Origin of the sequence: Bacilliculturomica massiliensis, from assembly GCF_900605495.1 — a bacterium.
GTDB classification, from domain to species: domain Bacteria; phylum Bacillota; class Clostridia; order Peptostreptococcales; family Anaerovoracaceae; genus Bacilliculturomica; species Bacilliculturomica massiliensis.
In genome coordinates, this window is record NZ_LR027603.1 from 497997 (window position 1) to 514384 (window position 16388).

Here is a 16388-nt window from a genome sequence, read left to right on the forward strand (position 1 = left end):
AGGACAATCATTAAAAAAAAAGGGGTTTCCGGCGGGCACGCGACCCGGTTCCCCATGCACCTTTCGGGGGGGGGGGTGCTGATTATCCCTCTGCTCAGGTCCTTCCTTTTATCCACGTTTGTCGGCGACACAGCGCCTGCCGGCGTGGTCGCGTTTGGTAGCGCGGCGGCGCCTGCCGGCGCAGTTTCGATTGTTGACGTGGTCATGCTTGCGGGAGCGGCGTCGGCAGAGCTCATACCGCCATAAGCGGATATGGGAAGAAGAAGCAGGCAGATCAGCGCCGCCAGACCGGCGGGGGAGTTCCGTTTCATCATATGTACCTCGTTTATCCAGAATGTGCACCGATCGACGCCGGAGAAAATCATTCTTTTGAAGTGATCAATATCCGATAACCGCGTCCGCGTATATATTCGATCGTCATGGGAGACAGATCGCGTCCCAGCTTAAGTTTTGCCCGAAGTCTGCTGATATGGACTTCCACCGTGCGGATATCTGCGCTCGTATTCATGCCCCAGACGCGGGAATAAAGCTCCTCCGCAGAGAGAAAGCGGTTCTTGCTGTGCAGCAGAGTCAGGAAGAGACGGTATTCTTTTGGATTTAACAGGAGATCCTCGCCGTCCCAATAAGCTCTCTGATTATTGGAGTCCAGCCTGAGTTTCGGGCTGACAGTCTGCATGTCCGATGCTTTAAACTGCTCCATGCGGCGAAGCTGGGCCTCGATGCGCGCCAGAAGTACGTCTATATTATAAGGTTTTGTAATATAGTCGTCTCCGCCGGCCCGCAGACTCTTTACGATCTGTTGCGATTCATTCAGGCTGGTGAGAAAAAGGATCGGGATCCTGGCTGAGGCGGCCAGCTCACGGCACAGTTCCAGGCCAGATCCGTCGGGCAGCATGATGTCCAGGACCACCAGGTCGGGGAATGTGGTTTTAAGGAGATCTCTGGCCTGACGGAGGGTCCGGGCGGTTAAGACCCGGTAGCCCTCCCGTTCCAGACACTTTTTATTATAGTCCAGAATGTCTTTTTCATCCTCCACAAGAAGGATGCTGTGTTTCATCAAATTCGATTCCTCCCGCGCAAATGTTGAATTTATTATGATCTTAGTCTCTGCTGCTTCAACGCTGCAGAGGGTGAAACGCAGTGGCGGAGCAGGACGTTAAATGCCGCAGGTCAGTAAGGATTACGGCAGTCTGCCTGCCGCCCGGGCGGATAAATGATCGGCGATGGCCCGCAGTTCCTCAATGTACTGTCCCATATCAGCGGCGCGCATATAGGAGGTGAGACCTGCCATGCTGATGCCGAAGATCGGTTTTTTCATCTGATTGACCACCACCATGCCCACACCCCGGATGCCAAGAAGACTTTCTTCATCATCCACAGCATAGCCCTGGTGACGTATTTTATGAAGCTCCCGCTTTAGGACGCTCTGATCGGTTATGCTGTTGGGCGTCAGGCCGCGGAGCGGGGACAGGCTCAGAAGCTGCTCCAACTCCTTCTCTGAGAGGGCGGCCAGAAAGGCTTTTCCTGATGAAGTACAGTTAGCTGGAGCTTTGGCTCCGATCACAGTGGAGGCCATCATGATCCCATAGGGAATCACACTTTCCACATATAGAATATCCATACCGCTCAGCATAGTGATATGGGTATTTTTTTTATACTTTTCTGAGAGCTTTCGAAGGGCGACCACTGCCTCTTGCTTCAGATTCATGCTGCTGTGCATGGAGCTGGCCAGCTCGATGACGGCCGGTCCCAGCCGGTATTTGCCGCTGACCGGGTCCTGCTCCAGAAAGCACTGGCTTTCAATGGTGGCGATCAGTCCGAAAGCGGTGGTCTTGGGCAGCGCCATCAATTCTGAAATTTCGTTCAGGCTGAGAGCCTCGTTATTTTGAAACAGCTTAAGAATGGAGAACGCCTTTTCAACGCTCAACACCCGGGCTTTTTTTGTGGTAATAAAAGTCACCTCCTGAAAAATAGTCAAAAAGACTAGATTGGCTGATTTGCATTCGGTATTTCCGAACGAAATGATGGGATAAGTATACCACATCCTTTGTCGATCTGTAAAGTATTCGATATTGCCGAACAAAAAACAGTTTTTCCTGACTAATTAGTAAAAAGAGATTGAAAAGTTTGAACCTTTCTTTTATTATTCGGTTATAAAGAATATCAATTCGTAATTGAAGAACGAAAGGAGAATCATTATGACTGCATTTATCAACTTGTCGCACCCTATTCACGAGGGAATGATCACGCCCCCCGCTCCCTGGCATCCCATCGTGGAGATCACACAGATGGGACGGCACTGTCTGGAGGGAAGGGAGAGCTATAAGCTGAGCTTCGGAACCCATACGGGCACTCATATCGACACGCCGCCTCACATGGTACCCAACTCGGGGCCGCGGGTAGATGAGATCCCGCTGACGACGCTGATCGGTCCGGCAAAGATGCTGCGGATTCCCAAAGGTCCTTATGGAAAGATCACAGTGGAAGATCTGGAAGGCTGCGGCGTGGAGATTGGTAAGGGCGACCGCATTGTGATCAACACAGGATGGTACAAAACGTGGCTGACCCAGAGCTTTTTCCGGGAGTATCCCTGCTTTACTCCGGAGGCGGCTCAATGGCTGGTGGACAGAGGGATCATCTACATTCTCATGGATATGCCCTCCCCTGACGATCCCACGGAAAAGCTGGTGGCCGGTCAGCCAAACCCCATCCATTACGCATTCCTGAGCAAAGGAATATTCATCTCCGAGTACGTGACCAATCTGGACGAAATTCCCGGAGTCGAATTCGATCTCATCGCATTGCCTCTGCTGGTGAAGGGGATGGACGGTTGTCCTACCAGAATCGTGGCAGCGGTGGAGGAATGATACGTCTGAATAACAGATAATGGAATGTTGTAGTGCCCGCTATGGTATGACATAATGAAGGAGAGAGAAAATGGTAACAGGCAATAATCAGGGAAGTTTATTTGAGACAGAACTGCTGAAGGAGATCCGGGAAAAGTTCTGCGACGTGGAGCAGGATCCCATCTTTGGCTGTGATCGGCTGTTTTTCGACAATGCGGGAGGTTCCTTCCGCTTAAAAGCAGCGTCAGAGGCGTTTCAGAAGGCGGACAGCATACCGGACTGCCCGGAACATCGCCAGAAACAGGCGCTGTGGCTTCAGGAGGTGCAGCGCAAAGGAACAGAGGACATCAAGATGATGTTCAACGCGCCGGAGGAGAGCAGCGTGGCTACGAACCTGACCGCGTCCATGATGATGTTTGAAATGACGCGGGCCATCGCCGAGGGCGTGCCGGGGACCAATGTGGTTACCACTGCGCTGGAGCATCCGTCGGCCTTCGATTCCGCCAAATATTTTGCTGAACGGACCGGAAAGGAACTGCGGGTGGCGCAGACCAACCGAGTGACAGGCGGCGTGGACGTGGAGGAGATCGTACGGCTCGTGGATCAGGACACCAGCTTCATCAGTGTGATCTATGGGTCCAACATCTCCGGCGCAGTGATCGATATGGAGGCCGTGGTGCGGGAATGCAGGCGAATCAAGCCGGATCTGTTCATCATCTGCGACGCGGTGCAGCATACGCCTCACGCGGCTATCGATCTGAGCAGGACGCCGGTGGACGCCGTCAATTTTGCGCCGTACAAGTTTTTCGGCGTAAGGGGTATGGGATTTGCGATTCTGTCTCCGCGGGCGGCGAAGCTCTCTCACAATCAGCTGCTGGCAAAACCCGCCGGCGACTGGGAGCTGGGCAGTCCGGCAGCGGGACATTTCGCTTCCGTCTCCGCAGTGGCGGATTATGTCTGTTGGATCGGTGAAAAGTTTATCGGCGCTGCAGACCGCAGAGCGCTCTATGAGGAGGGCATGAAGCAGATCAACCTGCACGAAAGAGCCTTGCTTTACCGCATGCTTGAGGGCGGCGGAGCGGTGCCGGGGCTCAGGCACATGCCCGGCGTCTCTGTCTATCTGGATTATGAGGATCTGAGCACGCGAGATTTTATCCTGGCCATAGGGATCGACGGACTGGATTATATTAAAGCGGTGGAGGAGTATGAGAAGGAAGGGGTCATCGTCTTTGAACGGGTGGCTTCCAGTCATTTCTCCGTGCGTATGCTGCATTCTTTCGGAATGGAAGGGGCTATTCGCGTGTCGCCGCTGCACTGTCATACAGTGGAAGAAATAGATCGATTCCTTCAGATTACTCAGAAGCTTGCATAAAGAGGAGGAACTCCGATGGAAAAACGATCACTCAGGGACAGACTCAAGAATATGGGACCGGCGGCCGTTATAGCTGCGGCAGTCATCGGTCCTGGATCCGTAACAGCCTGCGGGCTGGCTGGCTACCAGTACGGTCAGGTTTTGGGGTGGGCGATCCTGTTCGCGGTGGTCGCCGCCGTGGCGGTGCAGTCCATCACTTCAAGGATCGCGGTGGTGACGCGGCAGGGGCTGTCGGAAAACATCCGGACCATCTTTGCCAACTCGTGGATCAAGTGGCCTGTGGCTGTCAGTCTGATGCTGACGGTGGGCGTGGGAAACATCGCCTATGAGGCGGGCAACATCGTTGGAGCGGCCACTGGAGCCGGTATTTTTCTCGGAGATCACAGGGCGGCGACCTGTATAGGTATCTGTGTCGTGGCGGCGATCTTCCTCTTTTCCGGTAGCATGAAATATGTGCAGAATTTCCTGACAGCACTGATTATCCTCATGGCGGTGATCTTCACTGTCACAGCTGTTATCGTGCAGCCTGACGTCGGAGAGGTGCTTTCCGGCATGGTGATTCCAAGGGTCCCGGCGGGCGGACAGATCGTAGCCATGGGGTTGATCGGGACGACACTGGCGACCACGAATATCTTCCTGTATACTGCCTCCTGTGCGCTGGTGGCGAAGGAGAAGGCGAAGGATGAGCGGGCAGTGGATATTCTTTTGGAAGACAATAAGCTGGATATCGGTATAAATGGCTTTTTTACGGCGTTAATTTCCATCTCTATCATTACAGTAGGGGCCAGTTTGGCGCTTCGCGGCGTCAGCGTGACAGCTGTGGCTGATCTGGCGCAGGGGTTGGAGCCGTTGGCCGGATCTTTCGCAAAGGTTATCTTCGCCACAGGTATTCTCTCCGCGGGCATCTCGTCGGCGGTGACCTGTCCCATGGGCGCAGCCTATGTGATCACGGGGCTCATGGGCTGGTCCACGGATCTGGGGGATAAAAAATTTCGTATCATTTTAGGGATCGAACTGGCGCTGGGCTGCGTGCTGGCGATCTTTGGAGGAGCGCCTACCAATCTGATCATTATGGCGCAGTCCTGCAATGGTATTTTTCTGCCCATCATTATCATCGTGCTGATGGCAATCATTAACAAGAAAGAGGTGTTCGGCAGGCACGCGAACCGGCTTCCCATGAACCTGTTCGGAGCGGCGGTGCTGATTATCACTCTGCTCATGTCAGTCAATACATTTTATAAAATCTTTTTTGTATAGAGTCGCCGTACAGTTCTTTCCCGCGGAGACAGTGTTTCCGGTCATGATCGGAACTCTGTTTCAACAGGTCCTGGCCGCCTTCGGCGGCATATACGTGAACCGAAGAAAAAGCAGGCGGAACCTGGGGGAAAAGGTGGAGCCGCAACCCCCGATCCTATGAGGTTTTGCGCTTCTTTTAGAGGTATTGCAAATAAAGCAGCAGCGCCTTATACTGATAAGGCGCTGCTTGATCCCGGTCCATACTCTCTTCTATCATCCAGCAGACAGGAATTCGTGCTGCTGATCTAACCATATCGCTGTTCAAATATATTTTTTGGTATTGGAATAATACAAAAAGGATGACCTGAAGTATCTGTCATAACTTTCCAATTGTCAGAGAATTGGTTTTCCATCATTTTTGCTCCGCACTTAACTGCGTGTTCGATCGTACTTTCATACTCATCCATGCTGACGTAAAAATCCAAATGTATCATTTGCTGCTGTTCTTCTTTGCTTGATGGCCATTTGGGGCATTTATATTCGGGGTTTTCCTGAAATACTAAAGGCGTTTCACTGTAATCCTCTTTTGCTACGGTGATCCACTTTTCTCCATCCTGGACCTGGCTGTTTTTTGTCCATCCCAACATTCTTGCGTAAAAATCAGACAATTCTTCGATATTATCACTATCTAATACGATTGCACCTAATTTCATTTTGATCCCTCCATGTCAACATTACTTTTCTGCATTCTGATCGACTGTCCGATAAATATAACAGATCTCACGCAGCTCTTTTCCACCGATGTTATCATCTAAATAATCATCAGTCATTAAAAATCCAGCTTTTTCATAAAAGTGTCTGGCTTTTAAGTTTTCTTCAAGAACCCACAGAAAAAGATTTTCATGACCCATTTTCCTCATTTCAACAATAACGGAGTCCAAAAGAGCCTTGCCAAGACCTTTTCCCATATAGTCCGTCAGTAAGTATATGGAAATTATCTCTCCCCACCCGGGAAACTGCTGAAAGCGGGATCTGGAGAAACTACTCGTTCCCACGATCTTTTCATCCTCAATACAAACCAGCGTGCTCCAATCTGAATTCTCCAGATTTGTTATCCAACGTCCTTCTTGAATCGAGTCGAGATAATCCTGCGGTATCATGCCTTTATATGCATATTTCCAACTTTCTTCATATACCTTGCTGATTGATCCTCTGTCATCGGCAGGCGTAATATACCGGATTTTCATTCTATTCATCTCCTGTGTCGATTTAACGTTATACCCTACATTCTAAAGAAAAATAAACGCAGCGTCAACCTGTCCTGAAGGCAGAGTGACCACTGCGGGCGGAGCCGGACGGCGACGAAAACGATAAAAACACTTTGACACAGAGCGTATTTGGGGTATAATAAAGATACAAGAGTGCTGCCGGTAGACGGCTAGCCGCATGTGGTCAAAAAATAACCGCAACTGGCAAGAGTGAGCGGTTATTTTTTATGATTCCAATTCAGGATTGCAAGGATCAGTCCGGCAACGCCGAGGATGACCATGAATTCTTCATATGTACTCATAAGCCTCACCTCCTTTAAAGCGCGATTGGGATGAAACCCTCCTGCGGCGATAACGAGTGTGCGGCTGACCGCCTGCCGTGTCTCTGGCAGCACCATTTACAGTTTAAGGAAAAATAAACGCAGTGTCAACCAGCCTGAAAGGCGGGGCGACACTGCGTTTTTAAGTTGGCATTGAACTTGCGTATTACAGCGCGGGCCGCAGCGAGCTGAAAGTCGTTCAGCCGCAGCGGCGAAATATTATTTTTGGGTTACAGTATGAAATCCGGTTCGGCCAGTGTCAGGCTGCGGCCTCCTTGCGGAGCCCGACTCCGTATCCGCAGTTGATCTCACATCTGCGGGTATTCTACGTGGAGCCGGCCGGCGACGAAAAGGATAAAAACACTTTGACACAGAGCGTATTTGGGGTATAATGAAGTTACAAAAGTGCTGCCGGTAGACGGTTAGCCGTGGTTGGTTAAAAAATAACCGCACCGTGCTAGGGTTGAGCGGTTATTTTTTATGATTCCAATTCAGGATTGCAAGGATCAGTCCGGCAACGCCGAGGATGACCATGAATTCTTCATATGTACTCATAAGCCTCACCTCCTTTAAAGCGCGATTGGGATGAAACCCTCCTGCGGCAATAACGAGTGTGCGGCTAACCGCCTGCCGTGTCTCTGACAGCACCATTTACAGTTTAAGGAAAAACAAACGCAGTGTCAACCAGCCTGAAAGGCGGGGCGACACTGCGTTTTTAAGTTGGCATTGAATTTGCGTATTACAGCGCGGGCCGCAGCGAGCCGAAAGTCGTTCAGCCGCAGCGGCGAAATATTATTTTTGGGTTACAGCAGAAAAGCTGGTCCGGCCGATGCCCGGTCAATGCCGGCCGATGTCCGACCTGATGGATCAGGCCGGGTCAGCACCGCGTTTTTTGCCTGACGGCCGTTACGCGTCGCGCTCCTTCTGCGGGTATTCCACGTGGAGCAGGTGGTGGATGTCCTTGGGACGAATATCCTCGTAGATGGCGGACACCTGTGGATTTTCATCGGAATATTTCAGCTGGGCGATGCCGTCGGCGTCGTAGATGCTTTCCGCACGCTTTTCTCTGATCTCCATGTTTTTCATGACAGGCTGTCCGGCGCCCACGATGCAGCCGCCGGGGCAGGCCATGACTTCCACGAAATCGTAATAGATCTGACCGGCCTTCATCTGTTTGATCAGAGCGTCGGCGTTGGCCAGACCGTGGACCACGGCGATGCGCAGTTCTTTGTCTCCCAGCTCGACCACGGCTTCCTTGATGCCCTCCAGGCCGCGGACGCCGCAGTAGGAGATGGACTGGAGCGCTTCGGATGTCTTTTCACCCACGCATTTTCTGATAACGGCTTCCGTTACGCCGCCCGTTACGCCGAAGAGCAGTCCGGACCCTGAGGCCAGACCGAAGGGCATGTCGGGGGATTCCGGCGGCAGGTTGGGCAGGTCGATACCCGCTTCCTTGATCATGCACGCCAGTTCCTGAGTGGTGATGACGATATCCACGTCGCGTTTGCCGTTGTGGATGAACTCGGCCCTGGCCGCCTCAGCTTTCTTGGCGGTGCAGGGCATGACGGCTACCATAATGGTCTCCTTATCTTTGAACTTCGGCTTTTCCCAATATTTTCTTGAGACCGCTCCCAGCATCTGCATGGGCGATTTGCAGGTGGAGATATTGTCCAGCAGATCCGGATGCTTTTCTTCCACGAATTTGACCCAGGCGGGGCAGCAGGAGGTGAACATGGGGAAGGGACCGCCGTCCTCCAGTCTCTTGGTGAATTCATTGGCTTCTTCCACGACGGTCAGGTCGGCGGAGAGGCTGGTGTCGTACACGAAGTCGAAACCCATGCGGTTCAGGGCCGCAAAGGTCCGGCCTGTGACCAGGGAACCGGCTTCCAGTCCGAATTCCTCGCCCAGAGCCACGCGGACAGCGGGGGCCATCTGGCAGACCACGCGCTTGTCAGGGTCCATGAGGGCGTCCCAAACCAGCTGCGTCTCGTCTTTGATGGTCAGAGCTGCGGTGGGACATACGGCGGAACACTGACCGCAGGAAACACAGTTCGTTTCGCTGATGGGCTTGTGGAAGGCCGGCGTCACCACGATATCGGCTCCGCGGTGGGCGAAGTCGAGAACGCCCATGCCCTGCACTTCGGCGCAGACCCGAACGCAGTCGCCGCAGAGGATACATTTGCCGGGGTCGCGGATGATGGAGGGGCTGGAGGCGTCCACCGGACGCACGGGACGGCAGTCGTCGAAGCGCACGCTGGTGATCCCCAGACGGGAGGCCAGGGCCCGCAGTTCGCAGTCCTTGTTTTCCGCGCAGGTAGTGCAGTCTCTGCAGTGGTTCGCAAGCAGCAGTTCCATGATCATTCTCCTGTGCTTCAGGAGCTTTTTCGTGTTTGTTCTGATGGACATTCCGTCTCTGGGCAGCGTGGAGCAGGCGGCCATAACGCTGCCTCTCTCATCCTCCACCACGCACATACGGCAGGCGCCATATGTGGAGAGGGAAGAGTGGTAACAGAAGGTGGGAAGATTGATTCCCGTTTTGCGGATGACGTCCAGAATGTTCTTCTCGCCTTCCAGCTTTACTTTCAGGCCGTCGATCCACATGTATTTTGCGTTGTTGTTCGTCGCTATTTGCATTGTACTATTCCTCCCCTATGGCGTTGAAGCTGCAGGCGTCTCTGCAGGCTCCACACTTGATGCACTTGGCCTGGTCGATCACGTGGGGCTCTTTGACTGTGCCCGATATCGCGCCCACGGGGCAGTTTCTCGCGCACTTGGTGCAGCCCTTGCACTTTTCCGGATCGATGACCAGGGCGGTGAGGGCTTTGCAGACCTTGGTGGGACATTTTTTGTCCACCACGTGGGCCAGGTATTCGTCCCTGAAATATTTCAGCGTGCTGACGACAGGCAGGGAAGCCGTCTTTCCCAGACCGCAGAGGGCGGTGTCGGTGATGGTCTCCGCCAGTTCCTGCAGCATATCCAGATCTTCAAGAGTTCCCTTGCCCTGAGTGATCTTTTCCAGGATCTTCAGCATGCGCAGGGTGCCTTCGCGGCAGGGAACGCATTTGCCGCAGGATTCTCTCTGGGTAAAGCTCATGAAGAAACGGGCGACCTCGACCATGCAGGTGTCTTCGTCCATGACCACCAGACCGCCGGAGCCGATCATGGCGCCGGCCGCTTTCAGGGAGTCAAAGTCCAGGGGCAGGTCCAGGTGTTCGTGATCCAGACAGAGACATCCGCCGGAGGGACCGCCGATCTGAACGGCCTTGAACTTCTTCCCGTCTTTGATGCCGCCGCCGATATCGTAGATGATCTCCTTCAGGTTGGTGCCCATGGGGACCTCGATGAGACCCGTGTTGTTTACGTTTCCGGTGAGGGCGAAGGCTTTGGTTCCCGGGCTGCCCGGCGTGCCCATGGAACGGAACCAGTCCGCGCCGTTCTGGATGATCTTCGGCAGATTGGCGAAGGTCTCCACATTATTCAGGATAGTGGGCTTGCTGAACAGCCCCTGCTCTACAGTTCTGGGAGGCTTGACCCGGGGCATTCCCCGGTCTCCCTCGATGGAAGCCGTCAGAGCGCTGCCTTCTCCGCAGACGAAAGCGCCGGCCCCCTGATTGATGTGGATCTTGAAGCTGAAATCGGAGCCCAGGATATTATCTCCCAGCAGTCCCCATTCCTCGGCCTGCTTGATGGCGTTTTTCAGCCTTGTGACGGCCAGCGGGTACTCCGCCCGGACGTAGATGAAGCCGTTCTGGGCGCGGACCGCCACAGCGGCGATCAGCATGCCCTCCAGCATGCGGTGAGGGTCGCCTTCCATGACGCTTCTGTCCATGAAAGCGCCCGGGTCGCCTTCGTCGCCGTTGCAGACCACATAGCGTTCTTTTTCAGCCTGGCCGGCCACCTGCTGCCACTTCTTTCCGGTGGGGAAGCCGCCGCCTCCTCTGCCGCGCAGCTTAGAGAGGACCACCTCGTTGATGACTTCGTCGGAAGACATCTGGAAGAGCGCTTTTGTGAAAGCGCTGTAGCCGCCGATCCCTATGTACTCTGCAATGGATTCCGCGTCGATGAGTCCGCAGTGTTCGAGGACTTCCCGGCGCTGTTTTTTATAGAAAGGAATGTCTTTTTCCGTGGTGTGCGATTTGCCTTCGAATTGATAGAGAAGACGTTTTACCGGTTTGCCTTTGATGATGGTGGTCTCAAAGATCTCATCCACGTCCTCCGGTTTTACTTTTACATACAGGATGCCGTAGGGCTCGATGCGGACCAGGGGTCCCATCTCGCAGAAACCGTGGCAGCCGCTCTTCTTGACGGCCACATGGGGTTCTTCCTCTTTTTCCAGCTCCACGTCCACGAAGGTGTAACCGCCCGCCTTGATGCGCTCCTGAAAGGCGGCGAAGATATCCAGGGAGCCGCCGGCTACGCAGCCGGTCCCTCCGCAGACCAGGATCTTCTTGTGCTCCAGCTTCAGCGTTTTGGCGCATTCCATCTGTCGTTTCTGAAACGCGGCAAGGGATGACATTTTCATATTACTTGTCTCCTTTCAGCTCGTTTAAGAGGGCGGTGGTCTTTTCCGGCGTCATGGCCGGATAGACCTTATCGTTTACGGTGAGAACGGGAGCCAGACCGCAGGCGCCCAGACATGATACGATGTCCACCGTGAATTCCATGTCATCCGTGGTGTGCTTCTGATCGCTGAGACCCAGCTCTTTTCTCAGGGTCGCCAGGATCGGACCGGATTTTCTGACGTGACAGGCAGTGCCGTCGCAGACTTTGATGAGGTATTTGCCCTTGGGCTCCAGCGAGAAATTGTCGTAGAAGGTGGCCACGCTGTAGATCTTCGCTTCGCTCAGGCCGAGCTTCTCCGCCACATAGGTCAGCACGTCGGCGGGCAGGTAGCGATAGTACTTCTGAACATCCTGTAAGATCGAGATGACGGAGGATTGATCGGAACCGTATGACTGGAGAATCTGATCTACCTCGGGATAGGCGTCCTTTTTAGGCATGTTTCTTTGTCCTTTCTTTTGAGATGTGACAGCCGCGGATCATATCGATCTGTGCGGCGAAAGATGAGTGTATGCTGTTTTCACTGCCCGGGGATCCCCGGGTTTTGTAACGTCCAATTGCTGAAGATCAACTGCACGTTACACTAGTATAGGATAAGTATATATATAGGTAAAACTCTTGTCAAAGGAAAATGTGAAATAAAAGACAAAAAACAAATAATACCACATTTTCAGCTCGAAAACATGGTATTATAATGAATAATTTTGGAGATATAATCAAAAAAGAGATTTTTCTTCTGACATATATCCTGCTGCAAATGCGCCACAGACTGCGGTTTTTTTTCGTTTCGACCGCAGGGATTACAGAACGGGACCATGCCCGATCTATTCTATGGAGCTGATCCTGCGCACGATAAAGAGCTTGAGAATGGCTGCGATGGGCACCGCCAGAAGCATGCCCACGATGCCGAAATAAGCCCCGCCTACGGTCACTGCAAGCAGGACGAACACCGGGTGGAGTCCGATGCTGTCGCCTACGATCCTGGGGGCGATCAGCGTGCTGTCCGCCTGCTGGATCACGAAGAGGACCACCACCGCAAGCACGGCCTGCATGGGATTGCCCGCCAGCAGCCCGACGACGGCCGCTGGCACCATGCCCATGATGGGGCCGAAGTAGGGGATGATGTTGCATATTCCGGCGAAGCAGCCGATGAAGACGGCGAAGTCAAGATTGATCAGCGTCAGGCCCACAGAGGAGAGGACGGCGACGATGAGTCCGTCCAGCAGCTGGCCCCGGAGAAACTTGGCGATCACGATGTTCACGTCGTGGAGGTTTTCCGACAGACGGGCGTTTTTTTCCATGGGCAGCAGCAGGTGCAGAGTCTTTCGCCAGAGCCCCAGGAAAAAATCCCGGTCGATGAGGACGTAGATGCAGACCACCACGCCCAGCACCACGTTCAGCACGCTGCCGCCGAAGCCCGCTACCCGGTCGATGACGGCGCCGGCGTTGAAGTTGTCGCTGAGCCAGCCCGTGACCGTCTGAATGATCTCCTGCAGCTTGAGCTCAAGACCGCTGTTGGGCAGCTGTCTGATAATATCGCTGAGCATCTGCTCGTATTCTTTAAAATACATGACGATGCTGCCTACCATGCGGTCCATGCTGGTGAAGACCAGCTGGCCCATGATCAGCACGAAGAAGGCGTAGATCACCAGCCCCAGGACTGCAAGGATCAGCAGAAAGGTCAGCAGAATGGAGAGGGTCCGGACCTGCTTTTCCCGCTTCGCCTGCTTCAGAGGGTCGGCGTGCTCCACGTTGATGAGCCGCTTCATAACCCGGCGGTTTACGATATCCACCAGCGGACTGAGGAGGTAGGCGAGGATCAGACCGATCCACAGGGGAGACAGGGTGGCGGCCAGCCCGCCGATGATGCCGCCGGCGGTTCCCAGCACGGCGCCCAGATTGGCCAGAATCAGATAGACCGCGTAAAGCATTACCGCGGTGATGATGACGAACAGGCTTGTCTTTATGTATTTTTCATCGTCCAGAAGTTCTTTCAGTTTTCTCATTTGGAGGCGGATCCCCTTTCTGCTGCACCGGTTTACACGGATCTGTGCGGCGCGGTCCGGCGGCGGCCGGGACAAAGCTGCGGCGCCGCTGAAAATGCGTGTTGCACATTCCCCGAAAAAGATAGTATTATTATAATCAATAAGCAGAAAGTTAGCAATTTTTTTCGTGCGACAAAGACAAAGGAGCCGGCGGACCCGGCCGTCATTGCTGACGGCGGTCCGGCGGTTGCGGGCGCAGCCACCGCCCGCAGCTGGGACGCACTGCGGCTGAGAGGAGGAACGCGGCTTGAGCGCGATGGGTTATATCAATGTTTCTCTTGAAATATGGGGCTGTGTGCTGTCTCTTGTGGTGGCCGTGTGTCTCGTCGTGGGCCAACGGCCGCGGGCCGTGCTCGATCGTCTTTTTTTGAGACTGCTGGCGTGCAACGCAGTCATTTTACTGTGCGACGCGGCCGCCTGGCTGTTCAAGGGACGGCTGGATCCGGTCAGCTGGTGGGGCGTGCGGATATCGAATTTCTGTGTGTTTGCTCTGGGCTATGTGCTGCTGGCCTTTTTTACCCATTACCTCACCGTGTATCTCGGCCGGCGTGCCCGCGTTTCCACAGTTCCGCTCCGGCTGATCTGCATCATGTGTGTGATCTCCCTCGTCCTGGTGATCCTGTCCCAATTCAAACACTTCTTTTATATGATCGACGATCAGAATGTCTACTGCCGGCAGGAATGGTTCTGGCTTTCCCAGGTAGGCGGGATCTTTGGCATGTGCATAAACGCCGGGCTTCTGATCCGATACCGCAGTGCGGTGGATCATCGGGAGGCGGCTGCGCTGTGGTCCTATATCCTGCTGCCCATACTGGCCATGTGCGTTCAGATCTTTGTATACGGCGTAGCCCTGCTCAATTTATCCACCACCATTTCCATTTTAGTGATCTTTTTATTTATTCAGGTGGAGCAGTCCCGGCGCACGAGGGAGCGCGAGCTGGAGCTGACCCAGATGCGTATTTCGGTCATGCTCAGCCAGATACAGCCGCACTTCCTTTATAATGTGCTGTCGGCGATCAAAGGGCTGTGCGTCACCGATCCGTGCCGTGCTGAAAAAGCGGTGGACAGCTTTTCAGCGTTTCTCCGGGGCAATATGAATTCGCTGGCCGCTCAGGAGCTGATCCCCTTTTCCCAGGAACTGAAGCATTGTCAAACGTATCTGGAGCTGGAACAGCTGCGCTTCGGCGAGCGGGTAAAGGCGGAATGGGATCTGCAGGCGACGGATTTTATGATTCCCACGCTGACCCTGCAGCCCATTGTGGAAAATGCCGTGCGTCACGGTCTGACAAAAAGCAGAAAGGGCGGGACCGTGAGGATCCGCACCGAGGACGGGGGCGGGGGATGGAGGATCACGGTGACCGACGACGGGGTCGGTTTCGATCCGCAGAAGAAGTGCGATGACGGCCGGCGCCACACGGGGATCGAAAATGTGCGCATGCGGCTGAACGGCCAGTGCGGCGGCGCTCTGACCATACGGAGCGCGCCGGGCGAAGGAACCAGCGCGGAGATATATATTCCAAAGGAGATGACGAAAACGTGAGCATGACGATAATGGCCGTAGATGATGAGCCCATCGCTCTTGACGTGCTGTGCCGGGCGATCCTTGAGACTGAGCCTGACTGTTCGCTGTTCCCTTTTACCGATCCGTGGACCGCGCTGGAAGAGGTGCGCCGGGGATCCTTTTATCCGGACGTGGCCTTTTTGGATGTGGAGATGTTCGACATGACTGGGCTGGAACTGGCCAAGCGTCTCAAAGATATCCACGGCGGCGTGAATATCGTGTTCGCCACAGGATATCCGGAGTACATGGGGGAAGCCTTCCACATGCACGCGTCAGGTTATATTTTAAAACCCGCGGCGCCGGAAAATGTCCGTCGGGAGCTGGACGACCTGCGGCGCCCGGTAAAGCGTCAGGACGACGGGCGTCTGCGGGTGCAGTGCTTCGGCAATTTTGAAGTGTTTTTCCGCGGCCGGCCGCTGAACTTTTCCCGCAGCAAAACGAAGGAACTGTTGGCGTATCTTGTGAATCGCCGCGGTGCGGTGTGCACCGTGCGTGAACTGGCCGCCGTGCTTTGGGAGGACAAACCCAATTCCCCTGCGCTGCAGAGCCATCTGCGGCAGTTGGTCAAGGATCTCACCGATACGCTGGCGGCTGCGGATGTTCACGGAGTACTGCTTAAGAGACGCGGCCGTCTGGCCGTGATGCCGGACGCCTTTTCCTGCGACTATTATGACTTCATTCACGGGGACGTGCGGATGGTAAACGCCTATATGGGCGAATATATGGCCCAGTACAGCTGGGCGGAATTCGTCGTCGGCTATCTGGATCGGCGCTGAAGCCCATCCTGCTCGCTTTTTTTGGTCCGGCCTTATCTTTTTCAGGATAGGCCGGTTTTTTGTTACGCTTTTGTTACGGTAAAGGAGCTATGCTGAGACCAGATAAACCCATGTTTCATCGGAAACAGGCGGTAAGCGAAAAAGGAGACGCGTCATGAATATTTTGGTGATCGACAACGATCCGGCGGAGCTGGAACGGCTGACGGCGTGTCTGCAGGAGAAGGGGGCGGACGTAAAGGTGACGGCCTTTACCGATCCGCTGCTGGCCGTAAAGTACGGGTACAACAACCCTGTGGATGTGGTATACGCAAAGACCGACATGCGGGGACTGGGCGGAGAGGACGTGGCGCGGCTGCTGCGGAACATTCACCCGGACATTCGGATCGAACTGCAGGACACGTAAT

The 16388-nt window shown here is 54.2% G+C and carries 15 protein-coding genes; 7 read left to right on the plus strand and 8 right to left on the minus strand.

Translation table 11 applies throughout. The features are described from left to right. Nucleotides 1-246, plus strand: a 246-nt coding sequence (locus E0E37_RS18735) for a hypothetical protein (protein WP_207302963.1), incomplete at its 5' end; no start/stop codon positions are given. Nucleotides 247-361: 115 nt separating this feature from the next. Here E0E37_RS18735 and E0E37_RS11745 read toward each other — a convergent pair. Further along, entirely contained in the window at nt 362-1057 is a 696-nt protein-coding gene (locus E0E37_RS11745; protein WP_130863225.1) for a response regulator transcription factor, read from the minus strand. A 123-nt stretch (nt 1058-1180) separates the two neighbouring features. Next, nucleotides 1181-1927, minus strand: coding sequence for an IclR family transcriptional regulator (locus tag E0E37_RS11750; RefSeq protein WP_165445334.1), 747 nt, complete (start codon nt 1925-1927; stop codon nt 1181-1183). 271 nt (nt 1928-2198) lie between these two features. Between E0E37_RS11750 and E0E37_RS11755 the strand changes: the two genes are divergently transcribed. From E0E37_RS11755 to E0E37_RS11765, 3 genes are all read left to right on the plus strand, one after another. Beyond that, nucleotides 2199-2867: a cyclase family protein gene (locus E0E37_RS11755; protein WP_130863227.1), complete on the plus strand. Its 669-nt coding sequence runs from the start codon at nt 2199-2201 to the stop codon at nt 2865-2867. A gap of 70 nt (nt 2868-2937) precedes the next feature. Beyond that, nucleotides 2938-4218 (plus strand): aminotransferase class V-fold PLP-dependent enzyme, encoded by a 1281-nt coding sequence (locus E0E37_RS11760; protein ID WP_130863228.1) that lies wholly within the window; start codon nt 2938-2940, stop codon nt 4216-4218. A 15-nt stretch (nt 4219-4233) separates the two neighbouring features. Continuing rightward, entirely contained in the window at nt 4234-5475 is a 1242-nt protein-coding gene (locus E0E37_RS11765) for an NRAMP family divalent metal transporter (protein ID WP_130863229.1), read from the plus strand. Nucleotides 5476-5759: 284 nt separating this feature from the next. On the opposite strand, the gene E0E37_RS11770 is transcribed toward E0E37_RS11765, so the two are convergent. The 6 genes from E0E37_RS11770 to E0E37_RS11805 form a co-directional block, all read right to left on the minus strand. Beyond that, entirely contained in the window at nt 5760-6167 is a 408-nt protein-coding gene (locus E0E37_RS11770) for a VOC family protein (RefSeq protein ID WP_130863230.1), read from the minus strand. Nucleotides 6168-6188: 21 nt separating this feature from the next. Beyond that, entirely contained in the window at nt 6189-6701 is a 513-nt protein-coding gene (locus E0E37_RS11775) for a GNAT family N-acetyltransferase (protein WP_130863231.1), read from the minus strand. A 1247-nt stretch (nt 6702-7948) separates the two neighbouring features. Beyond that, complete coding sequence (locus E0E37_RS11790; RefSeq protein ID WP_130863234.1) at nt 7949-9676, minus strand: [FeFe] hydrogenase, group A; 1728 nt, start codon at nt 9674-9676, stop codon at nt 7949-7951. Between the two features lie 4 nt (nt 9677-9680). After that, complete coding sequence (locus tag E0E37_RS11795; protein ID WP_130863235.1) at nt 9681-11564, minus strand: NADH-quinone oxidoreductase subunit NuoF; 1884 nt, start codon at nt 11562-11564, stop codon at nt 9681-9683. A gap of 1 nt (nt 11565) precedes the next feature. Next, nucleotides 11566-12042, minus strand: coding sequence for an NADH-quinone oxidoreductase subunit NuoE family protein (locus E0E37_RS11800; protein ID WP_130863236.1), 477 nt, complete (start codon nt 12040-12042; stop codon nt 11566-11568). Nucleotides 12043-12426: 384 nt separating this feature from the next. Then, on the minus strand, nt 12427-13608 hold the full coding sequence (locus tag E0E37_RS11805; RefSeq protein ID WP_130863237.1) for an AI-2E family transporter: 1182 nt from the start codon (nt 13606-13608) through the stop codon (nt 12427-12429). A gap of 295 nt (nt 13609-13903) precedes the next feature. Here E0E37_RS11805 and E0E37_RS11810 point away from each other — a divergent pair, with 295 nt between their 5' ends. The 3 genes from E0E37_RS11810 (at nt 13904) to E0E37_RS11820 (ending at nt 16387) form a co-directional block, all read left to right on the plus strand. Continuing rightward, nucleotides 13904-15187, plus strand: a complete 1284-nt coding sequence (locus tag E0E37_RS11810) for a sensor histidine kinase (RefSeq protein ID WP_130864456.1) — start codon at nt 13904-13906, stop codon at nt 15185-15187. Nucleotides 15188-15189: 2 nt separating this feature from the next. Beyond that, nucleotides 15190-15984 (plus strand): response regulator, encoded by a 795-nt coding sequence (locus E0E37_RS11815; protein ID WP_130864457.1) that lies wholly within the window; start codon nt 15190-15192, stop codon nt 15982-15984. A gap of 154 nt (nt 15985-16138) precedes the next feature. After that, nucleotides 16139-16387 carry a response regulator gene (locus tag E0E37_RS11820; protein ID WP_130863238.1) on the plus strand — a complete coding sequence of 83 codons (249 nt, stop codon included), beginning with the start codon at nt 16139-16141 and terminating at the stop codon, nt 16385-16387. Nucleotide 16388: the final 1 nt, after the last annotated feature.